Here is a 21,775-nt window from a genome sequence, read left to right as displayed (position 1 = left end):
GGTCAGCCCTCCGAGGGGGCGAGGCGCGAGAGCTCCGCCTCGGTCGACTTGAGCAGGTCGTTCCAGGACGCCTCGAACTTCTCGACGCCCTCGTCCTCCAGCACCTGTACGACCTCGTCGTACGAGACGCCGAGCTTCTTGATCGCGTCGAGGTCGGCGCGCGCCCGGTCGTAGCCGCCGGCGACGGTGTTGCCGGTGATCTCGCCGTGGTCGGCCACCGCCTCCAGCGTCGCCTCCGGCATGGTGTTCACCGTGTTCGGCGCCACCAGGTCGTCGACGTACAGCGTGTCCTTGAGGGACGGGTCCTTGACGCCGGTCGAGGCCCACAGCGGACGCTGCTTGTTGGCCTGCGCCTTGTCCAGGGGGGCCCAGCGGTCGGAGGAGAAGACCTCCTCGTACGCCTCGTAGGCCAGGCGGGCGTTGGCCAGGGCGGACTTGCCCTTGGCCGCCTTCGCCTCGTCCGAGCCGATGGCGTCCAGCCGCTTGTCGATCTCGGTGTCCACGCGGGACACGAAGAAGGACGCCACCGAGTGGATCTTGGAGAGGTCCAGGCCCGCGGCCTTCGCCTTCTCCAGGCCCGCCAGGTAGGCGTCCATGACCGCGCGGTAGCGCTCCAGCGAGAAGATCAGCGTCACGTTGACGCTGATGCCCCGGCCGATCGTCTCGGTGATCGCCGGCAGGCCCGCCTTGGTCGCCGGGATCTTGATGAGCGTGTTCGGCCGGTCGACCAGCCACGCCAGCTGCTTGGCCTCGGCGACGGTGGCCAGGGTGTTGTGCGCCAGGCGCGGGTCGACCTCGATGGAGACCCGGCCGTCCTGGCCGCCGGTCGCGTCGAAGACCGGGCGCAGGATGTCGGCGGCGTCGCGGACGTCCGCCGTCGTGATCATGCGGAGGGCTTCCTCGACGGTGACCTTGCGGGCGGCGAGGTCGGTGAGCTGCTGCTCGTAACCGTCGCCCGAGGAGATCGCCTTCTGGAAGATCGACGGGTTGGTGGTGACGCCGACGACATGGCTCTGGTCGATCAGCTCGGCCAGGTTGCCGGAGGTGATCCGCTTGCGCGACAGGTCGTCGAGCCAGATCGCCACGCCCTCGTCGGAGAGGCGCTTGAGTGCGTCTGTCATGAGTTGCATCTCCTACTAGTGGTATCTACCGGCGTCAGCGTGCTGTGGCTTCGAGAGATTCCCGCGCGGCGGAAGCCACGTTCTCGGCGGTGAAGCCGAACTCCTGGAACAGCACCTTCGCGTCGGCCGAGGCTCCGAAGTGCTCCAGCGAGACGATGCGGCCCGCGTCGCCCACGTACCGGTACCAGGTCAGGCCGATGCCCGCCTCGACGGCGACCCGCGCCTTCACCGACGGCGGCAGCACGCTGTCCTTGTAACCCTGATCCTGCTCCTCGAACCACTCGACCGACGGCATCGAGACGACCCGGGTCGGCACCCCGGCCGCCTGGAGCTGCTCGCGCGCCCCGACGGCGACGTGGACCTCGGAACCGGTCGCGATGAGCAGCACCTGCGGCTCCGCGTCCTGCCCGGAGGGCCCCTCGGCCTCGAACAGGACGTAACCGCCCTTGGCCGCGTTCTCGTTCGCCTCGTACGTCGGCACGCCCTGCCGGGTCAGCGCCAGACCGTGCGGGGCGCCCTTGCCGAACACCTTGGTGTAGCGGCGCAGGATCTCGCGCCAGGCGATGGCGGTCTCGTTGGCGTCCGCCGGGCGCACGACGTTCAGGCCCGGGATGGCGCGCAGCGCGGCCAGGTGCTCGACCGGCTGGTGGGTGGGACCGTCCTCGCCGAGGCCGATCGAGTCGTGCGTCCACACGTACGTCACCGGCAGGTGCATCAGCGCGGACAGTCGCACCGCGTTGCGCATGTAGTCGGAGAACACCAGGAAGGTGCCGCCGTAGACACGGGTGTTGCCGTGCAGCGCGATGCCGTTCATGGCAGCGGCCATGGCGTGCTCGCGGATGCCGAAGTGGATCGTCCGGCCGTACGGGTCGGCCTCCGGCAGCGGGTTGCCCACCGGCAGGAACGACGACGTCTTGTCGATCGTGGTGTTGTTCGAGCCCGCGAGGTCGGCGGAGCCGCCCCACAGCTCGGGCACGATCTCGCCGAGCGCCTGGAGCACCTTGCCGGAGGCGGCCCGGGTGGCCAGGGCCTTGCCGGGTTCGAAGACGGGGAGCTTCTCCTCCCAGCCCTCGGGCAGCTCGCCCGCGGCGATCCGGTCGAAGGAGGCGGCGCGCTCCGGGTTGGCCGTGCGCCACGCGGCGAACGACTTGTCCCACTCCGCGCGGGCCTCACGGCCGCGGTCCAGCGCCTCGCGGGTGTGGCCGATGACCGCGTCGGAGACCTCGAAGGTCTGCTCCGGGTCGAAGCCGAGGACCCGCTTGGTCGCCGCGATCTCGTCGTCGCCGAGCGCCGAGCCGTGCGCGGCCTCGGTGTTCTGGGCGTTCGGGGCGGGCCAGGCGATGATCGAGCGGGCCGCGATGAACGAGGGGCGCTCGGTCTCGGCCTTGGCCGCCTGGAGCGCCGCGTACAGACCGGCCGGGTCCAGGTCGCCGCTGGGGAGCTGGTCGACACGCTGGACGTGCCAGCCGTATGCCTCGTACCGCTTGATGGTGTCCTCGGAGACCGCGGTCTCCGTGTCGCCCTCGATGGAGATGTGGTTGTCGTCCCAGAGCAGGACCAGGTTGCCCAGCTTCTGGTGCCCGGCCAGCGAGGAGGCCTCGGCCGAGATGCCCTCCTGGAGGCAGCCGTCACCCGCGACGACCCACACCATGTGGTCGAAGGGGGAGGTGCCGGGGGCCGCCTCGGGGTCGAAGAGGCCGCGCTCGTAGCGGGCGGCCATCGCCATGCCCACCGCGTTGGCGACGCCCTGGCCCAGCGGCCCGGTCGTCGTCTCGACGCCGGTGGTGTGGCCGTACTCCGGGTGGCCCGGGGTCTTGGACCCCCAGGTGCGGAAGGCCTTGAGGTCGTCCAGCTCCAGGCCGTACCCGGCCAGGTAGAGCTGGATGTAGAGCGTCAGGCTGGAGTGGCCGGCGGAGAGGACGAACCGGTCGCGGCCGGTCCACTCGGCGTCCGCGGGATCGTGCCGCATCACCTTCTGGAAGAGGGTGTACGCGGCGGGAGCCAGGCTCATCGCCGTGCCCGGGTGGCCGTTTCCGACTTTCTGTACGGCGTCCGCGGCGAGAACGCGGGCGGTGTCCACGGCCCGCTGGTCCAAATCGGTCCACTGAAGGTCTGTGGTGGTCGGCTTGATGCTCACCCTGAGTCAGGGCTCCTCTCCACTGTGGTAGGCCGGTGACTTGTTACCGCACCGGGCGCTGTCGAGCCTACCCCCGTTGACACGCACACTTTCCGAGTACTTTCCAGGGTGTGGGCGGCCCGTGGAGTTCGCCTCCCGGCGGAATGCGTATAGCCGGTGAACAGTCACCCCCAACACGACCCCACCCCCGCGAAGGGCGGCGTATCCGCAACGTTTAGAGTGAACGGGTTCGCGCAAGTCTTCACCGGGCCTCTTCGCCCGGAGCTTGCTGGGATTTCTCTGTCAGGGGTGTGCGTGACGGCCGTTGAGTCCCGACCCGCAGGGGTCGCCTTGACTCCCAGCCCGGGGGGCCATCGCCCGTTCGGGGCCCGCGTCAAGGCTTTCGTGGCGCTTACCAAGCCACGGATCATCGAGCTGCTGCTCATCACCACCGTTCCAGTGATGTTCCTGGCTGCCCAGGGTGTACCCGACCTGTGGCTCGTTCTCACTACCACCATCGGGGGATATCTCTCCGCCGGTGGCGCCAACGCGCTGAACATGTACATCGACCGGGACATCGACGCGCTGATGGACCGTACGTCCCAGCGCCCGCTGGTCACCGGCATGGTCAGCCCCCGCGAATGCCTCGCCTTCGGCATCGCCCTCGCGGTGGTCTCCACGCTCTGGTTCGGTCTGCTCGTCAACTGGCTCTCGGCCGCTCTCGCGCTCGGCGCGCTGCTCTTCTACGTCGTCGTCTACACGATGCTGCTGAAGCGCCGCACCTCCCAGAACATCGTCTGGGGCGGCATCGCGGGCTGCATGCCGGTCCTCATCGGCTGGTCGGCCGTGACGAACGAGCTCTCCTGGGCCGCCGTCATCCTCTTCGCCGTCATCTTCTTCTGGACGCCGCCGCACTACTGGCCGCTGTCCATGAAGGTCAAGGACGACTACGCCCGGGTCGGCGTCCCGATGCTCCCTGTGGTTGCCTCCAACCGGGTGGTCGCCCAGCAGATCGTCCTCTACAGCTGGGTGATGGTCGGGGTCTCGCTGCTGCTCACCCCGCTCGGCTACACCGGCTGGTTCTACACCGCGGTGGCGCTGCTGTCCGGGGGCGCCTGGCTCTGGGAGGCCCACGGCCTGCAGAACCGGGCCAAGTCGGGGGTGACCGGAGCCAAGCTCAAGGAGATGCGGCTGTTCCACTGGTCGATCACCTACGTCTCCCTCCTCTTCCTCGCGGTCGCGGTGGACCCCTTCCTCCGCTAGGGCACCCAGTACTTCGCCGACGGGCGGGTCGCGTGGCACAAGCCACGCGACCCGCCCGTCGCCAGTTCATCTACCCGTCGGTAGCATCCTGTTCATGGCAGAGACGGCAGCAGACGCAGCGGACACCGGACAGACTTCACGCACGGACGCCAGGAAGGCGGCGCGCGCCGAGCGCAGGGCGGCGAAGCTCGCCCGTGAGATCGGCGCCTTCGCCAAGGAGCACGGCGGCGCGGAGGGGCAGCTCGCCTACCTCGGCCAGGCGGGCGCCCGCATCGTCCTGGTCGGCGAGGACGGCGCCTGGGGCGACCTCGTGGCCCCGAGCTACGCCGTGGCCGAGAACGCGGCGCGGAAGTCCGGCATCACGATGCACGAGGAGTTCGACGGCGAGTTCGCGCTGAAGGTCCGCACCGGTCCGTACGAGTGGTCCCGGATGGCCGGCATCCAGGTCGGCGGCCCCTCCAACGACCGCTGAGGGGCCGGGGCCGCTTTCGGCGCCGCTGGTGCCCGCCCCCGCTCGGGCTCGGGCGCGGCGCACTGTGGACGGGCCGGAGTGAGGAGTCACGGCAGACGTGAGGGGCGGCGGGCCACCGGCCCGCCGCCCCTCACCGTGTCCGTCCGTCCGTCAGACCGCCGCCGGTGTCGACTCCGGCTGCCCGGTGGCCGGGCCGGGCAGCGGGGCGGCGTCGTCCTCGCCGCGCTCGCGCATGCTCAGCACGAGCCGGATCACGGCGATCCACAGGATGGACGAGCCGAACATGTGGATGCCGACCAGGATCTCGGGGACGTCGCTGAAGTACTGGACGTACCCGATCGCGCCCTGGGCGAGCAGCACGACCAGCAGGTCGCGGGCGCGTGCCCGGGTGTCGGCGGGCGCGTCGACCACCCGCAGGGCCAGCCACATCGCGATGGCCAGGGCGCAGACGACCCAGGCGGAGACCGCGTGCACATGGGCGGCTGCCGACCAGTCCCACGGCATGCGCGGAACGTCGCTGCTGTCTCCGGCGTGCTTGCCGGAGCCGGTCACCGAGGTGCCCAGCACGATGAGGACCACCGTGGTCGCCACGATCGCCCAGGCCAGGCGCCGTACCGGCAGCGGAGCCCGCGGGCGCGGCGGGCCGTCGCCCTCGCCGACCCGCACCCAGGTGATCACGGCGACCGCGAGAAGCACGTTGGCCAGCAGGAAGTGCCCGGCCACCGTCCAGGGGTTGAGGCCCGCCCAGACCGTGATGCCGCCGAGGACGGCGTTGCCCAGCACGATCCAGAACTGCAGCCAGGCCAGCCGGGCGAGCTTGCGGCGGCGCGGCTTGACCGAGCTGATGGCGATGATCGCCCAGCCGACCGCGGCCGACAGGACGTAGGCCAGCATCCGGTTGCCGAACTCGATCGCGCCGTGCAGTCCCTGTTCGGGCGTCGCGAACAGACTGTCGTCGGTGCACTTGGGCCAGGTGTCGCAGCCGAGGCCCGAACCGGTGAGCCGGACGGCCCCGCCGGTGACGATGATGAAGACGCTCATCATGACGGCGGAGAGCGCGGCGCGCTTCACCACCCTGGTGGACGGCGTCCAGCGCTTGGCGATGAGGGAGATGGGGGTTTCCACGCGGACCATCGTAGGACGGGGCTTGTGCATGATTTCACGAGGGGGTGGGTTCGTGGCGGGTTGCCCTGAGCGGTCCCTCCGGGACCGCTACTCCCAGCGGAAGAACCTCGCCGCCGCGCCGAGCCCCAGCACCGCCCACACCGTCAGGATCCCGGCCTGCGCCCACGGCAGCGACGCACCGTGCTGGAGGACGTCCCGCAGGCCCTCGGAGAGCGCCGACACGGGCAGCAGCCCCAGCACCGACTGCACGGCGTCCGGGAACTTCTCCAGCGGCACGATGACCCCGCCGCCGACCAGCAGCAGCAGGAAGACCAGGTTGGCGGCGGCGAGCGTCGCCTCCGCCTTGAGCGTCCCCGCCATCAGCAGCCCGAGCCCGGAGAACGCGGCCGTGCCCAGCACCAGGAGCAGCAGCACCGCGAGCGGGTTGCCCTGCGGCGACCAGCCCAGGGCGAAGGCGATCGCCGTCAGCAGCACGATCTGGAGCACCTCGGTGACCAGCACCGAGAGCGTCTTCGCGGTCATCAGCGCCCAGCGGGGCAGCGGGGAGGCCCCCAGCCGCTTGAGGACCCCGTAACGGCGTTCGAAGCCGGTGGCGATGGCCTGGCCGGTGAAGGCGGTGGACATCACGGCGAGCGCCAGGACGCCCGGGGCCAGGAAGTCGACCGACGCGCCCGGCCCGGTGTCCACGATGTCGACCGCGCTGAACAGCACCAGCAGCAGCGTGGGGATGATCACCGTCAGCAGCAGCTGCTCGCCGTTGCGCAGCAGCATCCGGGTCTCCAGCGCGGTCTGCGCGGCGATCATCCGGGGGAGCGGGGCCGCGCCGGGGCGCGGGGTGTACGTACCGGCGCTCATGCGCGCAGCTCCTTGCCGGTCAGCTTCTTGCCGGTCAGTTCGAGGAAGACGTCCTCCAGGGTGTGCCGCTCCACGGAGATGCCCTCGGGCATCACGCCGTGCTGGGCGCACCAGGAGGTCACCGTGGCCAGGAGCTGCGGGTCGATGGACCCGGTGATCCGGTACGTCCCCGGCAGCGGCTCGGCGGCCCCGGAGCCGTCGGGCAGCGCCTTGACGAGCGAGCCGAGGTCGAGGCCCGGGCGTCCGGTGAAGCGCAGGGTGTTCTCCGCGCCGCCCCGGCAGAGCGCCTCGGGACTGCCCTGGGCGATGACCCGGCCCGCGTCGATGATCGCGACGTCGTCGGCGAGCGCCTCGGCCTCGTCCATGAAGTGGGTCGTGAGCACCACGGACACCCCGTCGGCGCGCAGCTCGCGCACCAGGTCCCAGGTGGAGCGGCGGGCTCCCGGGTCGAGCCCCGCGGTCGGCTCGTCCAGGAACAGCAGCTCGGGCCGGCCGACCACCGCCATGGCCAGCGAGAGGCGCTGCTGCTGGCCGCCGGAGAGCCGCCGGTAGGTGGTGCGGCCGCAGTCGCCGAGGCCGAGACGTTCGATCAGGGCGTCCACGTCGAGGGGGTGGGCGTGCAGCTTGGCCATGTGGCGGAGCATCTCGTCGGCGCGGGCGCCGGAGTAGACGCCGCCGGACTGGAGCATCACCCCGATCCGCGGGCGCAGCCGCTCCGCGTCGGCGACCGGATCGAGGCCGAGGACCCGCACGGTGCCGGCGTCGGGGCGGCGGTAGCCCTCGCAGGTCTCGATCGTGGTGGTCTTCCCGGCGCCGTTCGGGCCGAGGACGGCGGTCACCGCGCCGGTGGCGACCACCAGATCGAGGCCGTTCACCGCGGTCTTCGTGCCGTACCGCTTCACCAGGTCCTCGACCTGTACGACGGGCTCGTTCTCCATGGCGCACCAGTCTAGGCAGCCCTCCGGGGAGGACGGCTCCCGGGGCAGATTAGGTGACCCTAAGTGATGAACCACACCGTTGATCGTTCCGGACCGTGGTTGTCAGAGTCGAATGAATTACGCAACAATGGTGTTGTGAAATACGACGGACGGGCTCCCCAGGAGGAACTCGCGACCGGTGAGCGCTCGACGCGCAACCGGGTCGCGCGCTCCATCCTGGACCACGGCCCCTCCACCGCCGCGGACCTCGCCAAGCGCGTCGGCCTCACCCAGGCCGCCGTCCGCCGCCACTTGGACGCCCTCGTCTCCGACGATGTCGTCGAAGCCCGCGAGCAGCGGGTCTACGGGGCGCGGACCCGCGGCAGGCCCGCCAAGGTGTTCGCCCTGACGGACTGCGGCCGGGACGCCTTCGACCAGTCCTACGACAAGCTGGCCGCCGACGCCCTGCGCTTCATCGCCGAGTCCGGGGGGGACGAGGCGGTCCTCGCCTTCGCCCGCGCCCGGATGGCCGCGGTGGGCGAGGCGTACCGCGCCGTGGTCGAGGCCGCGGCGCCCGAAAGGCGCACCGAGGCCCTGGCCAAGGCCCTGTCGGCCGACGGGTACGCTGCAATGGCGCGAAGCGCGCCGGGCCCGCAGCAGGGCGAGCAGCTGTGCCAGCACCACTGCCCGGTGGCGCATGTCGCCGAGCAGTTCCCACAGCTGTGCGAGGCGGAGACGGAATTCTTCTCCAGCCTCCTCGGGACCCATGTGCAGCGTCTGGCCACCCTCGCCCACGGCGATGGTGTGTGCACGACCTACGTGCCGCGCAGTGGCCACGCCCCACCCCCACAGACCACCCATTCAGCATCTGCAAGCACGGCCGGGAGGAACCCCGCATGACGCTCCCCACGGAGACTGCCCACCCTGAGCTCGAGGGTCTGGGCACGTACGAATTCGGCTGGGCCGACTCCGACGCGGCAGGCGCGGCGGCGAAGCGCGGCCTCTCCGAGGCTGTCGTCCGCGACATCTCGGAGAAGAAGAACGAGCCCGAGTGGATGCTGAAGCTGCGGCTCAAGGGCCTCAAGCTCTTCGGCAAGAAGCCCATGCCGAACTGGGGCTCCGACCTGTCGGGCATCGACTTCGACAACATCAAGTACTTCGTGCGGTCCACGGAGAAGCAGGCGGCCTCCTGGGAGGAGCTGCCCGAGGACATCAAGAACACGTACGACAAGCTCGGCATCCCCGAGGCGGAGAAGCAGCGCCTCGTCGCCGGCGTCGCCGCGCAGTACGAGTCCGAGGTCGTCTACCACCAGATCAACGAGGAGCTGGAGGCGCAGGGTGTCATCTTCATGGACACCGACACCGCGCTGAAGGAGCACCCGGAGCTCTTCAAGGAGTACTTCGGCACCGTCATCCCCGTCGGTGACAACAAGTTCGCCTCGCTGAACTCGGCCGTCTGGTCCGGCGGATCGTTCATCTACGTGCCCAAGGGTGTCCACGTCGAGATCCCGCTCCAGGCCTACTTCCGTATCAACACGGAGAACATGGGCCAGTTCGAGCGGACGCTGATCATCGTCGACGAGGACGCCTACGTCCACTACGTCGAGGGCTGCACCGCCCCGATCTACTCCTCGGACTCGCTGCACAGCGCCGTGGTGGAGATCATCGTGAAGAAGGGCGGCCGCTGCCGCTACACGACCATCCAGAACTGGTCGAACAACGTCTACAACCTGGTCACCAAGCGGGCCGTGGCCTACGAGGGCGCGACCATGGAGTGGGTCGACGGCAACATCGGCTCCAAGGTGACCATGAAGTACCCGGCCGTCTACCTGATGGGCGAGCACGCCAAGGGCGAGACCCTGTCCATCGCCTTCGCGGGCGAGGGCCAGCACCAGGACGCCGGCGCCAAGATGGTCCACATGGCACCCAACACCTCCTCCAACATCGTCTCCAAGTCGGTGGCGCGAGGCGGTGGCCGTACGTCCTACCGTGGTCTGATCGAGATCGGCGAGGGCGCGCCGGGCGCGAAGTCCAACGTGCTCTGCGACGCTCTGCTCGTCGACACGATCTCCCGCTCGGACACCTACCCCTACGTCGACGTCCGCGAGGACGACGTGTCGATGGGCCACGAGGCGACCGTCTCCAAGGTCTCCGAGGACCAGCTCTTCTACCTCATGAGCCGCGGACTCACCGAGTTCGAGGCCATGGCGATGATCGTGCGCGGCTTCGTCGAGCCGATCGCGAAGGAGCTGCCCATGGAGTACGCCCTGGAGCTCAACCGGCTGATCGAGCTGCAGATGGAGGGTTCGGTCGGCTAGGTCCTCGTCCGAGGACCACCGGGACGGCCGTTCGCGGCCGTCCCCGCACTCCCACCGAACCACCCCCCTTCTTGACTGAGAAAGCGAGCACTACGACAGCCATGGCTGAGGCTCAGAACACTCCGGTGGGCTCCACCACCGCCGGCTCCATCGCGGTGGCCGCCGAGTCGACCGTCGCCACCCGCATGAGCGCACCCCCGTCCTTCGACGTCGCGGACTTCCCCGTCCCGCACGGCCGCGAGGAGGAGTGGCGCTTCACGCCGCTGGAGCGGCTGCGCGGCCTGCACGACGGCACCGCGGTCGCGAGCGGCGGCGGCGTGAAGGTCGCGATCGAGGCGCCCGAGGGCGTCACGGTCGAGACCGTCGGCCGCGACGACTCCCGGCTCGGCAAGGCCGGCACCCCGGTGGACCGGGTCGCCGCCCAGGCGTACAGCTCCTTCGAGCAGGCCTCGGTCGTCACGGTCGCCAAGGAAGCCGTGCTCACCGAGCCGGTCCGGATCACCGTGCACGGCGAGGGCGGCGTCGCCTACGGCCACCAGCTCATCCAGCTGGGCGCCTTCGCCGAGGCCGTCGTCGTCATCGACCACACCGGTGACGCGGTGCTCGCCGCCAACGTCGACTACGTGCTGGGCGACGGCGCGAAGCTGACCGTCGTCTCCGTCCAGGACTGGGACGACACGGCCGTCCACGTCGGCCAGCACAACGCGCTGGTCGGCCGGGACGCCTCGTTCAAGTCGATCGTCGTCACCTTCGGCGGCGACGTCGTCCGCCTGCACCCCCGGGTGGCCTACGCGGCCCCCGGCGGCGAGGCGGAGCTCTTCGGCCTGTACTTCACCGACAAGGGCCAGCACCAGGAGCACCGCCTCCTGGTCGACCACAACACCCCGCACTGCAAGTCCAACGCGGTGTACAAGGGCGCTCTCCAGGGCGACGGCGCGCACGCCGTCTGGATCGGCGACGTCCTCATCCAGGCCGCGGCGGAGGGCACCGACACCTACGAGATGAACCGGAACCTCGTCCTCACCGACGGCGCCCGGGTCGACTCCGTGCCCAACCTGGAGATCGAGACCGGCGAGATCGTCGGCGCCGGCCACGCCTCCGCGACCGGCCGCTTCGACGACGAGCAGCTCTTCTACCTCCAGTCCCGCGGCATCCCGGCCGAGGAGGCCCGCCGTCTCGTCGTGCGCGGCTTCTTCGCCGAACTGGTCCAGCAGATCGGTCTGCCGGACGTCGAAGCGCGTCTCCTCGAGAAGATCGAGACCGAGCTGAAGGCGTCCGTCTGATGTCCTTCGTCAAGGCCTGTGCGCTGAGTGAGCTGGAGGACGACACCCCCAAGCGGGTGGAGCTCGACGGCACACCCGTCTCCCTCGTCCGTACCGAGGGCGAGGTGTTCGCGATCAACGACATCTGCTCGCACGCGAACGTCTCCCTCTCGGAGGGCGAGGTGGAGGACTGCGCGATCGAGTGCTGGCTGCACGGATCGTCGTTCGACCTCCGCACCGGCAAGCCGTCCGGCCTTCCCGCGACGCGCCCCGTCCCCGTTTACCCCGTAAAGATCGAAGGGGACGATGTGCTCGTCTCCGTCACCCAGGAGTCCTGAGTCACCCATGGCAACGCTTGAAATCCGCGACCTGCACGTCACCGTCGAGGCCGACAACGCCACGAAGGAGATCCTCAAGGGCGTCGACCTGACCGTGAAGCAGGGCGAGACCCACGCCATCATGGGCCCCAACGGGTCCGGCAAGTCCACCCTCGCGTACTCGCTCGCGGGTCACCCCAAGTACACGATCACCAGTGGCACGGTCACCCTGGACGGCGAGGACGTCCTGGAGATGTCCGTCGACGAGCGGGCCCGCGCCGGCCTGTTCCTCGCCATGCAGTACCCGGTCGAGATCCCCGGTGTCTCGGTCTCCAACTTCCTGCGCACCTCCGCCACCGCCATCCGCGGCGAGGCCCCCAAGCTGCGTACGTGGGTCAAGGAGGTCAAGGAGACGATGGCCGGGCTCCAGATGGACCCCGCCTTCGCCGAGCGCAACGTCAACGAGGGCTTCTCCGGCGGTGAGAAGAAGCGCCACGAGATCCTCCAGCTGGAGCTCCTCAAGCCGAAGATCGCCGTCCTGGACGAGACCGACTCCGGCCTGGACGTCGACGCGCTCAAGACCGTCTCCGAGGGCGTCAACCGGGTCCGCGAGACCGGCGAGGTCGGCACCCTGCTGATCACGCACTACACCCGGATCCTGAAGTACATCAAGCCCGACTTCGTGCACGTCTTCGCCAACGGCCGTATCGCGGCCTCCGGTGGCGCCGAGCTGGCCGACCAGCTGGAGAACGAGGGCTACGAGGCCTACACGAAGGGTGGCGCTTCCGCGTGACTGACGCCCGACAGGGGCTCACCGGCCTCCTCGACACCGAGGCGATCCGCAAGGACTTCCCGATCCTGGACCGCACGGTCCACGACGGCAAGAAGATCGTGTACCTGGACTCCGCGGCGACCTCGCAGAAGCCGCGTCAGGTCCTCGACGCGCTCAACGAGTACTACGAGCGGCACAACGCGAACGTGCACCGCGGCGTCTACACGATCGCCGAGGAGGCCACCGCGCTGTACGAGGGCGCCCGTGACAAGGTCGCGGCCTTCATCAACGCGCCGAGCCGCAACGAGGTGATCTTCACCAAGAACGCCTCGGAGTCGCTCAACCTCGTGGCGAACATGCTCGGCTGGGCGGACGAGCCCTATCGGGTGGACAGCGACACGGAGATCGTCACCACGGAGATGGAGCACCACTCCAACATCGTGCCGTGGCAGCTGCTCTCGCAGCGCACCGGCGCGAAGCTGAAGTGGTTCGGCATCACCGACGACGGCCGGCTCGACCTGTCGAACATCGACGAGGTCATCACCGAGAAGACGAAGATCGTCTCCTTCACGCTGGTCTCGAACATCCTGGGCACCGTCAACCCGGTCGAGCAGATCATCCGCCGCGCCCAGCAGGTCGGCGCGCTGGTCTGCATCGACGCCTCGCAGGCGGCCCCGCACATGGTGCTGGACGTGCAGGCGCTCCAGGCCGACTTCGTGGCCTTCACGGGCCACAAGATGGTCGGCCCGACGGGCATCGGCGTGCTGTGGGGACGGCAGGAGCTCCTGGAGGACCTGCCGCCCTTCCTCGGCGGCGGCGAGATGATCGAGACCGTGTCGATGCACTCCTCGACGTACGCCCCCGCGCCGTACAAGTTCGAGGCCGGTACGCCCCCGATCGCCCAGGCCGTCGGCCTCGGCGCGGCCGTGGACTACCTCTCGGCGATCGGCATGGAGAAGATCCACCAGCACGAGAAGGCGATCACCGAGTACGCGGTGAAGCTCCTCCTGGAGGTCCCGGACCTGCGGATCATCGGTCCGGCGACGGCCGAGGACCGCGGGGCCACGATCTCCTTCACGCTCGGCGACATCCACCCGCACGACGTGGGTCAGGTCCTCGACGAGCTGGGCATCGCCGTCCGGGTCGGCCACCACTGCGCCCGTCCGGTCTGCCTGCGGTACGGAATTCCCGCGACGACGCGAGCGTCGTTCTATCTGTACTCCACGCCCGCCGAGGTCGACGCCCTGGTGGACGGTCTGGAGCACGTCCGGAACTTCTTCGGCTGAGGGTTGACTGGTGAAGCTTGAATCCATGTACCAGGAAGTGATCCTGGACCACTACAAGCACCCCCACGGGCGCGGCCTGCGGGACGGCGACGCCGAGGTGCACCACACCAATCCGACGTGCGGCGACGAGATCACGCTCCGGGTGAAGTACGACGGCGAGACCGTCGCCGACGTGAGCTACGACGGCCAGGGCTGCTCCATCAGCCAGGCCAGCGCCTCCGTGCTGAACGAACTGCTCGTCGGCAAGGAGCTGTCCCAGGCGCGGAAGATCCAGGAGACCTTCCTGGAGCTGATGCAGTCCAAGGGCCAGCTGGAGCCGGACGACGCGATGGAGGAGGTGCTGGAGGACGCCGTCGCGTTCGCCGGCGTCTCCAAGTACCCCGCCCGGGTCAAGTGCGCGCTGCTGAGCTGGATGGCGTGGAAGGACGCGACGGCCAAGGCGCTGTCCGAAGGGAAGACCGCATGAGCGACAACGAGACCGCGACCATGAAGCCGGCCTCCGAGGAGGAGGTCCGCGAGGCGCTGTACGACGTCGTCGACCCCGAGCTGGGCATCGACGTCGTCAACCTGGGCCTGATCTACGGCATCCACGTCGACGACGCCAACATCGCCACCCTCGACATGACCCTGACGTCCGCGGCCTGCCCGCTGACCGACGTCATCGAGGACCAGGCGAAGTCCGCCACGGACGGCATCGTCAACGAGCTCCGGATCAACTGGGTCTGGATGCCGCCGTGGGGCCCGGACAAGATCACCGACGACGGACGCGAGCAGCTCCGCGCGCTGGGGTTCAACGTCTGACACGCTCCGCGAAGAGCGATGAACGGCCATGCCCGCCAGGCAGACTGGCGGACATGGCCGTCTCCATGTACCACATCGCCGTCGACGCTCACGACCTGCCGCTCATGGCCCGCTTCTGGAGCGCGGTGCTGGACTGGCAGGTGCTCTTCGAGCACGGGAAGGAGATCGTCATCGGCGCGCACGAGACCGCGCTGCCGGGCATGTGCTTCCTCCCCGTGCCGGAGGGGAAGACGGTCAAGAACCGGCTGCACATCGATCTGACACCGGACGACCAGGACGCCGAGGTCGAGCGGATCCTCGCACTCGGCGCCCGACGGGTCGACGTCGGGCAGGGGCCGGACGCCACCTTCGTGGTGATGGCCGATCCGGAGGGCAACGAGTTCTGCGTGCTGCGCCCCAAGCGGACCCTGACCGACTGAGCCGGGCCCGGCCCCCGCGTGCTCAGACGTGGGAGGGCGGCGGGGGGCCGTACTGCTCGGGCAGGGTCGTCGCCGCCGCCTCGGCCAGGACCGGGCCCAGGTTCTCCTTGCGCATCCGGAGGTCGACGTACAGCAGGCCGACCACCAGCGGGGGGAAGATCGCCGTGAACAGCTGGGCGATCATCTGGCTGATGAACGACAGCAGCATCACGGTGCCGAGCACCGCGATGATCTGCCCGCCGCTCGGGTCCGTGTCCATGTCCGCCGGGTCGAACACGCCGGGGAGCAGGCCGATCATCTGGAACGGCATCTGGATCGTGTAGCCGATCACGGCCGCGAGTCCGACGGCGAGCAGCCAGACGCCGAAGACCCGCCACCAGCTGCCGCGCACCAGCTGGACCGAGCGGCGCAGGGCGGCGACCGGACGCTGCTGTTCGAAGACCACGACCGTCGGGGCCAGGGAGAAGCGGACGTAGAGCCACATCGCCACCGGTGCGACGAGCAGGGCGCCGAGGAAGCCGATCACCATCAGCGGCACGACGCCGCCCTCGTCGCCCAGCGAGGCGGCGTAGATGATCAGCCCGGCGACGGCGCCGATCATGAGCGCCATCGGGACGGCCATGATCAGCCCGGTCAGGAACACCGCGCCGAGGATCGACCAGACCCGCGACCATGCCCGCTTCCAGACCTCCCCGAAGCCGATCGGGCGGCCCAGGACGGCTTCCTGGAGGACCACCGGGACCGCTGCCTGCACCACGGCGGACGCCAGCAGGTAGACGATCATGCCGATGACCATCAGCACGCCGAACGCGACGCCCAGCGGGACCAGTTGCGCCGCGTCCGGAGACCCCGAGGAACCGGCCGTCAGCTCGTCCCACTGGCTCGCCACGGCGGCGCCGGCGGCCACCAGCGCGGCGATCATCACGAGCGTCGCGGCCCCGAACAGCGTCAGGGCGATCCCGATCAGCGGTTTCCAGTACCGACCGAGCGTCGAGAAGGCGCCGCTGAGCATGTCCGAGACCCTCAGCGGCGCCAGGGGTATGACCCCCGGCTTGGGCGGTGCGGCCCACCCGCTGTTCCATCCCCCGCCCGATCCCTGCGCGCCCCCGTGGAAGGGCCCCCCACCGTGAGGTGCGCCCCCGTACGGGCCGCCGCCCCACCCTGCGTCCTGCGCCACTGCGTCTCCGTCGTGTCGTCGGCCCGTGTCACGGGCCGTGTGGTCGGTCGGCACACCGTAGCGCCCCCGACGTGGGTCGATCATATGTACGACCGTACGCAGCGTTGGGTACAGTCGTACACATGGGATACGCATACGGACTTCTGGCCGCCGCCATCGCGGCGGAGGTGGCCGGGACGACGGCCATGAAGTACAGCGAGGGCTTCACCCGGCTCTGGCCCTCGCTCGGCACCGTGGTGGGCTACCTCATCGCCTTCACCCTGCTCGCGCAGACCCTCAAGACGCTCTCCGTGGGCACCGCCTACGCCATCTGGGCCGGTGTCGGCACCGCGGCCGTCGCCCTCATCGGGATCCTGTTCCTGGGGGAGGCCGGCGACCTGGCCAAGATCACGGGCATCGCCCTGATCGTGGCCGGGGTCGTCGTCCTCAACCTGGGAGGGGCGCACTGATGGCCCGGCGGTACGACCCCGGGCGGCGGACGAAGATCATCGACGCGGCGCTGCGGGTGATCGCGGCCGAGGGCATGGCCGGCCTCAGCCACCGCACCGTGGCCGCCGAGGCCGATGTGCCGCTCGGCTCGACCACGTACCACTTCGGCTCCCTCGACGAACTCCTGGTCGCGGCCCTGCGCCGGTGCAACGAGAACTTCGTGCGGGAACTGCGCGGCAGCGAGGTCCTGGCGGGACCCGCCGGCTCGGCCGGTCTCGCGGAGGAGCTGACGCGGTTGCTGGGCCGGTGGTTCGCCGGGGAACGCGGGGCGATCGAGCTGGAGTACGAGCTGTACCTCGCGGCCCTGCGCCGTCCCGTGCTGCGTCCCGTCGCCGCCGAATGGACCGAGGAGGCCGTCGAGCTGCTGTCCCGGCACACCGACCCGGAGACCGCGCGGGCGCTCGTCGCGCTGATGGACGGCGTCTGTCTCCAGGTGCTGCTCACCGGCGGCACGTTCGACGCGCCCTGCACCCTCGAGATGCTGGCCCGGATCGTGGACGGCGGCAGCAGTCGCTGATGTCCACCGCAGGCCCCCCTCCCGCGCCGGCTCCCTCACCGGCGTGTTCGTGGCCCGCCCCGGCGCCGAGTGCTCGGGGACGGTCGGAGCCACTGGCAGTCGGAAACCCCGGCCATCGCCGGACGAGCACCGGAACCGTCGAGAAGCCCTGGTCGCTCAGTCGGGCGCGGTGCCCATGAGCGCGTGTTCCGCGGAAGGACTCCCGGAGTCGCGGGGTGTCTGGGTGCGGTAGGAATGGCCGCGTTCCGGGCCGAGTCCGAAGTAGTGGCGGAAGTTGTAGATGAGGGGGCTCCAAGCGGCGGGGTCGACGTGGTCTGTGCCGGGAACGACGATGCGGGAGTCGGCGTGGACCTTGTGTACGACCGCCTCGACGATGACGAATCCTCCGGAGACGTCCGGCCGCACCCGCTCCGCGCGGGCCTCCAGCTGGATCGGACATTCGGCGACGCGAGGAGGCCGGACCACGTGCGACGGTTTGCCGGTCAGGCCGGCCGCGGCGAACTTGTCCGGCTCGAAGCGGCCGCCCTTGGCCTTGGTCGGGGGCACTGGGTTCCGGCCGGTCAGTGGCGCCAGTCTCTCCACCTCCGGCCACTGGGCGGGGGCCGGCAGGTTGATCACCAGGTCGGGTCGGCTGCCGAGGTTGTACGCGGTCTGCCCGTCGCGGCCCAGTCCGATCACGACCGTCTGTCCGAGTGCCCACGCGGAGGACATCGGGGCAAGGTTGAACGAGCCGTCCTGATTCTCTGTCGAGAGGAGTACCACCGGCGTCCCGAAGTACAAGATGCTGGGCTTGATCTCCAGGTGAGTGACGTCAGCCCCTATGGGCGGGGTGGGAGGTGCTGTGTGCATGGCGAGCAGCCTAGAAACGGTTCGTTTCGGCGGGGACCGAAGTGTCACGGGTGACAATGGACCGCATGGACACGCGGCGCGCACACGAGACCGGCCCTGATCTCGCCTCAGTGGCCAGGCTGCTGGCCGATGGCACGCGGGCAGCCTTCTGTCTGGCCCTGCTCGACGGCCGGGCATGGACGGCAACGGAACTGGCGCGCCATGCGGGGGTGGCGCCCTCGACCGCGACCCAGCACTTGCACGCGCTCGTGCGCGGAAACCTGCTTGCCGAGGAGCGGCAGGGACGCTACCGCTACGTGCGTCTGGCCAGTCCGCACGTAGCCGAGCTGATCGAGAGCCTCGCCGCCATGGCGCCCGACCGCGCCCGGGCGCCCCGTTCCCTGTCGGCGGTCGGCCGCCGACAGGCCCTGGCCCACGCCCGTACCTGCTACGACCACCTTGCTGGGACAGTCGGGGTGGCCATCACCGATGCCATGATCGAGGGACGGTTGCTGGCCCTTGAGCGCGGCCTCGGGCTCACGAGCGCCGGGGCGACCTGGCTCGAAGAGCTCAGCATCACCGTCCCGACAGGCACGCGCCGACCGTCAGTGCGCTCGTGCCTGGACTGGACCGAGCGCCGTCCACACCTTGCCGGGGCTGTCGGTGCCGCCCTGTGCCGCCACGCGTTCGACGCAGGCTGGATCACTCCCATCGGCACCACGCGCGCCGTGGCCGTCACAGACGTCGGCCGACAGGCACTCCGCCACCACCTCGGCTTGTCCGATGATCTCCTTTCCCGGAAATGATCCGTTCTGGGAGACCACGGACCCCGGCCGGACAGTGCCCGGTCCGTCCCCTGCCTCCTGCAGACGCGTGAGCTCGGGCAGACCTTCACCTGATGCGAGCCTCGCTCCCTGGGCTCCGCAGGCCAGCGCCGGCGGACGGAAAGCGCCATCCCGATGACGAGCTGTGCTGTCGCCGTTACGAGCAGCGCGGCCATCGGCCGGGTCCAGCCGCCGCAGGTGATGTGGAGCAGCCGACGGCGAAGAGGCCGAGAGCGGCGACCAGGTATCCGAACGTCCTGCACTGGTCACACCGGCACCGCGGACGACGACACCAGGCCCACACCAGCCACTACGGACAACGCGGCCACACACCACCAGAAGCTGCCCGGCCATCAGGCCGAAGACCGTTGCCGTACTGGCGCAGTCGCCGCTCTGCCGGGACGTGATCCCTCACGCCAGGCACGGCAGCGTCGGCGCGGCCCCCGCCGGTACCCGGCCCCCACCACGCTCGCCGTCCGCACCGCCTCCTCGCGCCCCGGTCTCCACCACGGCGTACCCCGGGCGACGGCTGTGGACCGCCCGGCGATGCCCCCCGCCGGACAGCTCGCCCCTGCCCGCTCCCACGACCGTCCCCGCTGCCCCGTACGCCCGGCCCTGCCGTGGCACCAGACCGTCCAGGACCAGGGCCAGCTCCCACGCCACCGAGTCCCACTCCCGCCGCTCCGCCAGCCGTCGGGCGGCGGTGAGACACACCCGTTCGGCGTGGAACCACGCCCCCGCCGCACGCCGGTCGGCGGGCCGTTCCGGGGTCACCCCCGGCAGCGGCGGTCCCAGCCACATCGGCCGATGCCCGTACGGGCCCAGCAGCCGACGGGCCGCCCACGCGGTGTGCGCGTAGTGGTCCAGCACCCGCCGCAGCGCCCGCTCGAACGGCCCCGCCTCCCGCAGTTCGGCCGAGAACACCCGTACCAGCCCGTGCATGCGGTACCGGCCGGGCCAGTGCTGCTCCAGCAGATGGACCGCCTCCAGCTCCCGCAGCAGCACCCGCGCCGACGCCGGGGGACAGCCCAGCAGACTCCCCGCGGCGCCCAGCCCGATGTCCGGCCCCGGCACCGCCGACAGTAACCGGAACGCCCCGGCCGCGGCACCGCTCAGCGCCCGGTACGACAGACGCAGCGCCGTCCGGACGTCCGCCGACGGATCACCCGTGCCCAGAGCGGTCAGCCGGCCCGTCGCGTCCCGCAGCTCCTCGGCGAGGTCCGCCAGCGGAAAGCCCGGCCGGGCCGCCGCCCGCGCCGCCACCACGCCGAGCGCCAGCGGCAGACCCGCGCACTGCTCCAGGACGGCCGCCGTCGACTCCGGCTCGGCCGCCAGCCGCGCCTCGCCCAACCGGTTCCCGAGGAGTTCCCGGGAGTCCGCTCGGGACAGGGTGGACAGCGACACCGCGTGCGCTCCCTGGGTGACGGCGAGCCCCGTCAGACGGCGGCGGCTGGTGACCAGAACGGCGGCCCCCGCGCTCCCCGGCAGCAGCGCCGCCACCTGTTCGGCGTCGGCGGCGTCGTCCAGCACGATCAGCACCCGGCGGTCGGCGACCAGGCTCCGGTACAGCCCTGCGAGCGCCTGCCGGCCCGCCGGCGCCGCCGCCGGGTCCACGCCGAGACCGCACAGCAGCAGTCGGAGCGCCGCGGCGGGCGGCAGCGGACCGCCCGAGCGGGCGAACCCGCGCAGATCCACGTACAACTGCCCGTCGGGGAAACGGCAGAGGTTCCGGTGCGCCCAGCGCAGCGCCACCGAGGTCTTCCCCACCCCCGCACCGCCGCTGATGACACACACCGGCCCCGCGCCGGGGCCGCCGGGTCCCGCCATGCCCGCCGTCTCGTCCGCCGTCTCGTCCGGAGAGCGGCCCAACGCCTCGTCCAGCAGGGCGAGCTCAGAGGTACGCCCGGTGAAGTGCCGTGTCGCCGGGGGCAGCTCGCGCGGCACCGTGCCGACCCGCGGCCCACGGGGGAACGGCCGGGAGTCCGCTCCCGCGGGTGCTCCGGACGCCGTGGAGAAGCCCGGCGTCGGCGAGTCCGGCCGCCCGACCGGCCCGAGCGCCGCATCGCCTGCCAGCACCCGTTGATGCAGTTGCCGCAGCTCCGGCCCCGGATCGCTGCCCAACTCCTCCGCCAGCGCGCACCGCACCCGCTCGAAACAGCGCAGCGCATCCGCCGTCCGTCCGCTGCGGCTCAGCGCGATCATCAACTGGGCGGTCAGCCGCTCGTCCCAGGGGCGCTCGTCATGACAGGCGCCGAGTTCCGGCAGGAGCGCGCCGTGACGCCCCAGCCGCAGTGCCACATCGTTGCGGTCCAGGCGGCAGGCGTGCCGTTGCTCCGACAGCGAGATCCGCGCCGCGTTGAACCACGGGGTGTCCACCGCCGCGAACGGCTCGCCCCGCCACAGCGCGAGCGCCCGGTCGTACAGCTCCAGCGCCCCGCCGTCGTCGGCGGACCGCGCGCGGGCGACCAGATCGCGGAAGAGATGCACATCCACCGTGTCCGGACCGGCCGGCACCGTATACCCGCCGGGCCGCCGCACGATCGCGGGCAGCCCCGTACCAGCACCGGCCGGTACGACGCCGCCTGGCGCGGGTCGCTCCAGCGCCCGCCTCAGCCGTGACAGATAGGTGTGCACGGCCGCCGCGACCCGGCGCGGCGGCCGGTCGCCCCAGACCCGCTCCGCCAGGCCGTCCACCGGAACCACCCGGTCCGCATCCATCAGCAGTGCCGCCAGGACGGTCCGCTGCCGGGCCGGGCCCAGATCCACCCGGCGTCCGTCCCGCCGGGCCTCGATCTCCCCGAGGACTCCGTACCAGATTGCCAACGCGCTCCGCCCGTCTGCTGAGTGCCGCCCCACCAGCCGCCGCCGGTTTTAGATCCGATCAAGGTTCGTGCAA

Annotated in this window: 22 protein-coding genes; 14 read left to right on the top strand and 8 right to left on the bottom strand. The window is 70.6% G+C overall.

Annotation, left to right across the window (positions count from 1 at the left end):
- Nucleotides 1-2: 2 nt before the first annotated feature.
- Nucleotides 3-1,121 (bottom strand): transaldolase, encoded by a 1,119-nt coding sequence (gene tal / locus ACH4RG_RS11535; RefSeq protein WP_397916235.1) that lies wholly within the window; start codon nt 1,119-1,121, stop codon nt 3-5.
- 34 nt (nt 1,122-1,155) lie between these two features.
- Complete coding sequence (gene tkt, locus ACH4RG_RS11530) at nt 1,156-3,258, bottom strand: transketolase (protein ID WP_398539434.1); 2,103 nt, start codon at nt 3,256-3,258, stop codon at nt 1,156-1,158.
- A 288-nt stretch (nt 3,259-3,546) separates the two neighbouring features.
- Here tkt and ACH4RG_RS11525 point away from each other — a divergent pair, with 288 nt between their 5' ends.
- Both ACH4RG_RS11525 and ACH4RG_RS11520 read left to right on the top strand, forming a co-directional pair.
- Nucleotides 3,547-4,500: a heme o synthase gene (locus tag ACH4RG_RS11525; protein ID WP_397930143.1), complete on the top strand. Its 954-nt coding sequence runs from the start codon at nt 3,547-3,549 to the stop codon at nt 4,498-4,500.
- A gap of 94 nt (nt 4,501-4,594) precedes the next feature.
- Nucleotides 4,595-4,972, top strand: a complete 378-nt coding sequence (locus tag ACH4RG_RS11520; protein WP_397916232.1) for a hypothetical protein — start codon at nt 4,595-4,597, stop codon at nt 4,970-4,972.
- A 150-nt stretch (nt 4,973-5,122) separates the two neighbouring features.
- Here ACH4RG_RS11520 and ACH4RG_RS11515 read toward each other — a convergent pair whose 3' ends face one another.
- The 3 genes from ACH4RG_RS11515 to ACH4RG_RS11505 form a co-directional block, all read right to left on the bottom strand.
- Nucleotides 5,123-6,106 (bottom strand): heme A synthase, encoded by a 984-nt coding sequence (locus tag ACH4RG_RS11515; RefSeq protein ID WP_397916231.1) that lies wholly within the window; start codon nt 6,104-6,106, stop codon nt 5,123-5,125.
- Between the two features lie 78 nt (nt 6,107-6,184).
- A complete protein-coding gene (locus ACH4RG_RS11510) occupies nt 6,185-6,952 on the bottom strand; it encodes an ABC transporter permease (RefSeq protein WP_397916229.1) in 768 nt (255 codons plus the stop codon).
- Entirely contained in the window at nt 6,949-7,890 is a 942-nt protein-coding gene (locus ACH4RG_RS11505) for an ABC transporter ATP-binding protein (protein ID WP_398539433.1), read from the bottom strand. Before ACH4RG_RS11505 ends, ACH4RG_RS11510 begins: the two co-directional genes overlap by 4 nt.
- A 135-nt stretch (nt 7,891-8,025) precedes the next feature.
- Here ACH4RG_RS11505 and ACH4RG_RS11500 point away from each other — a divergent pair, with 135 nt between their 5' ends.
- The 9 genes from ACH4RG_RS11500 to ACH4RG_RS11460 all read left to right on the top strand — a co-directional run bounded on the left by ACH4RG_RS11500 (nt 8,026) and on the right by ACH4RG_RS11460 (nt 15,044).
- Nucleotides 8,026-8,769 (top strand): helix-turn-helix transcriptional regulator, encoded by a 744-nt coding sequence (locus ACH4RG_RS11500; protein ID WP_397916227.1) that lies wholly within the window; start codon nt 8,026-8,028, stop codon nt 8,767-8,769.
- Nucleotides 8,766-10,187, top strand: a complete 1,422-nt coding sequence (sufB, locus tag ACH4RG_RS11495) for a Fe-S cluster assembly protein SufB (protein ID WP_018957645.1) — start codon at nt 8,766-8,768, stop codon at nt 10,185-10,187. The genes ACH4RG_RS11500 and sufB overlap by 4 nt, the downstream gene beginning before the upstream one ends.
- A gap of 101 nt (nt 10,188-10,288) precedes the next feature.
- Complete coding sequence (sufD, locus tag ACH4RG_RS11490; protein ID WP_265602305.1) at nt 10,289-11,470, top strand: Fe-S cluster assembly protein SufD; 1,182 nt, start codon at nt 10,289-10,291, stop codon at nt 11,468-11,470.
- Nucleotides 11,470-11,787 carry a bifunctional 3-phenylpropionate/cinnamic acid dioxygenase ferredoxin subunit gene (locus ACH4RG_RS11485; RefSeq protein WP_265602306.1) on the top strand — a complete coding sequence of 106 codons (318 nt, stop codon included), beginning with the start codon at nt 11,470-11,472 and terminating at the stop codon, nt 11,785-11,787. Before sufD ends, ACH4RG_RS11485 begins: the two co-directional genes overlap by 1 nt.
- A 7-nt stretch (nt 11,788-11,794) precedes the next feature.
- Nucleotides 11,795-12,559 (top strand): Fe-S cluster assembly ATPase SufC, encoded by a 765-nt coding sequence (sufC, locus tag ACH4RG_RS11480; protein WP_018957647.1) that lies wholly within the window; start codon nt 11,795-11,797, stop codon nt 12,557-12,559.
- Nucleotides 12,556-13,824 carry a cysteine desulfurase gene (locus ACH4RG_RS11475; RefSeq protein ID WP_398539432.1) on the top strand — a complete coding sequence of 423 codons (1,269 nt, stop codon included), beginning with the start codon at nt 12,556-12,558 and terminating at the stop codon, nt 13,822-13,824. The genes sufC and ACH4RG_RS11475 overlap by 4 nt, the downstream gene beginning before the upstream one ends.
- 10 nt (nt 13,825-13,834) lie before the next feature.
- Entirely contained in the window at nt 13,835-14,290 is a 456-nt protein-coding gene (gene sufU, locus ACH4RG_RS11470; RefSeq protein WP_397916225.1) for a Fe-S cluster assembly sulfur transfer protein SufU, read from the top strand.
- Nucleotides 14,287-14,625, top strand: a complete 339-nt coding sequence (locus ACH4RG_RS11465; RefSeq protein ID WP_003969897.1) for a metal-sulfur cluster assembly factor — start codon at nt 14,287-14,289, stop codon at nt 14,623-14,625. Before sufU ends, ACH4RG_RS11465 begins: the two co-directional genes overlap by 4 nt.
- Nucleotides 14,626-14,678: 53 nt before the next feature.
- Nucleotides 14,679-15,044: a VOC family protein gene (locus tag ACH4RG_RS11460; protein ID WP_398539431.1), complete on the top strand. Its 366-nt coding sequence runs from the start codon at nt 14,679-14,681 to the stop codon at nt 15,042-15,044.
- 22 nt (nt 15,045-15,066) lie between these two features.
- Here the strand turns inward: ACH4RG_RS11460 and ACH4RG_RS11455 are convergent, their stop codons facing one another.
- On the bottom strand, nt 15,067-16,056 hold the full coding sequence (locus tag ACH4RG_RS11455) for a hypothetical protein (RefSeq protein ID WP_397916222.1): 990 nt from the start codon (nt 16,054-16,056) through the stop codon (nt 15,067-15,069).
- Nucleotides 16,057-16,343: 287 nt separating this feature from the next.
- Between ACH4RG_RS11455 and ACH4RG_RS11450 the strand changes: the two genes are divergently transcribed.
- Both ACH4RG_RS11450 and ACH4RG_RS11445 read left to right on the top strand, forming a co-directional pair.
- Nucleotides 16,344-16,670 (top strand): DMT family transporter, encoded by a 327-nt coding sequence (locus ACH4RG_RS11450; protein ID WP_397916221.1) that lies wholly within the window; start codon nt 16,344-16,346, stop codon nt 16,668-16,670.
- Entirely contained in the window at nt 16,670-17,227 is a 558-nt protein-coding gene (locus ACH4RG_RS11445; RefSeq protein WP_397916220.1) for a TetR/AcrR family transcriptional regulator, read from the top strand. The genes ACH4RG_RS11450 and ACH4RG_RS11445 overlap by 1 nt, the downstream gene beginning before the upstream one ends.
- Nucleotides 17,228-17,383: 156 nt before the next feature.
- Here ACH4RG_RS11445 and ACH4RG_RS11440 read toward each other — a convergent pair whose 3' ends face one another.
- A complete protein-coding gene (locus tag ACH4RG_RS11440; protein ID WP_398539430.1) occupies nt 17,384-18,076 on the bottom strand; it encodes a flavin reductase family protein in 693 nt (230 codons plus the stop codon).
- 56 nt (nt 18,077-18,132) lie between these two features.
- Between ACH4RG_RS11440 and ACH4RG_RS11435 the strand changes: the two genes are divergently transcribed.
- Entirely contained in the window at nt 18,133-18,861 is a 729-nt protein-coding gene (locus ACH4RG_RS11435; RefSeq protein WP_397916218.1) for an ArsR/SmtB family transcription factor, read from the top strand.
- A 429-nt stretch (nt 18,862-19,290) separates the two neighbouring features.
- Here the strand turns inward: ACH4RG_RS11435 and ACH4RG_RS11430 are convergent, their stop codons facing one another.
- Entirely contained in the window at nt 19,291-21,702 is a 2,412-nt protein-coding gene (locus tag ACH4RG_RS11430) for a BTAD domain-containing putative transcriptional regulator (protein WP_398539429.1), read from the bottom strand.
- Between the last annotated feature and the right edge of the window lie 73 nt (nt 21,703-21,775).

Source organism: Streptomyces sp. NPDC021019 (assembly GCF_044333295.1).
Taxonomy (GTDB): Bacteria; Actinomycetota; Actinomycetes; order Streptomycetales; family Streptomycetaceae; genus Streptomyces.
The sequence above is the reverse complement of the archived record's forward strand: the minus strand, read 5'-3'. Positions and strand labels throughout refer to the sequence as shown.

What these genes read in the sequence shown, in the direction of transcription:
- ACH4RG_RS11505 (WP_398539433.1), bottom strand. Translation starts at nt 7,890, where the DNA reads ATGGAGAACGAGCCCGTCGTACAGGTCGAGGACCTGGTGAAGCGGTAC.
- sufC (WP_018957647.1), top strand. Translation starts at nt 11,795, where the DNA reads ATGGCAACGCTTGAAATCCGCGACCTGCACGTCACCGTCGAGGCCGAC.
- ACH4RG_RS11455 (WP_397916222.1), bottom strand. Translation starts at nt 16,056, where the DNA reads ATGCTCAGCGGCGCCTTCTCGACGCTCGGTCGGTACTGGAAACCGCTG.
- ACH4RG_RS11445 (WP_397916220.1), top strand. Translation starts at nt 16,670, where the DNA reads ATGGCCCGGCGGTACGACCCCGGGCGGCGGACGAAGATCATCGACGCG.
- ACH4RG_RS11435 (WP_397916218.1), top strand. Translation starts at nt 18,133, where the DNA reads ATGGACCGCATGGACACGCGGCGCGCACACGAGACCGGCCCTGATCTC.
- tal (WP_397916235.1), bottom strand. Translation starts at nt 1,121, where the DNA reads ATGACAGACGCACTCAAGCGCCTCTCCGACGAGGGCGTGGCGATCTGG.
- ACH4RG_RS11485 (WP_265602306.1), top strand. Translation starts at nt 11,470, where the DNA reads ATGTCCTTCGTCAAGGCCTGTGCGCTGAGTGAGCTGGAGGACGACACC.
- ACH4RG_RS11510 (WP_397916229.1), bottom strand. Translation starts at nt 6,952, where the DNA reads ATGAGCGCCGGTACGTACACCCCGCGCCCCGGCGCGGCCCCGCTCCCC.
- ACH4RG_RS11460 (WP_398539431.1), top strand. Translation starts at nt 14,679, where the DNA reads ATGGCCGTCTCCATGTACCACATCGCCGTCGACGCTCACGACCTGCCG.
- ACH4RG_RS11465 (WP_003969897.1), top strand. Translation starts at nt 14,287, where the DNA reads ATGAGCGACAACGAGACCGCGACCATGAAGCCGGCCTCCGAGGAGGAG.
- ACH4RG_RS11440 (WP_398539430.1), bottom strand. Translation starts at nt 18,076, where the DNA reads ATGCACACAGCACCTCCCACCCCGCCCATAGGGGCTGACGTCACTCAC.
- sufD (WP_265602305.1), top strand. Translation starts at nt 10,289, where the DNA reads ATGGCTGAGGCTCAGAACACTCCGGTGGGCTCCACCACCGCCGGCTCC.
- sufB (WP_018957645.1), top strand. Translation starts at nt 8,766, where the DNA reads ATGACGCTCCCCACGGAGACTGCCCACCCTGAGCTCGAGGGTCTGGGC.
- ACH4RG_RS11515 (WP_397916231.1), bottom strand. Translation starts at nt 6,106, where the DNA reads ATGGTCCGCGTGGAAACCCCCATCTCCCTCATCGCCAAGCGCTGGACG.
- ACH4RG_RS11450 (WP_397916221.1), top strand. Translation starts at nt 16,344, where the DNA reads ATGGGATACGCATACGGACTTCTGGCCGCCGCCATCGCGGCGGAGGTG.
- ACH4RG_RS11520 (WP_397916232.1), top strand. Translation starts at nt 4,595, where the DNA reads ATGGCAGAGACGGCAGCAGACGCAGCGGACACCGGACAGACTTCACGC.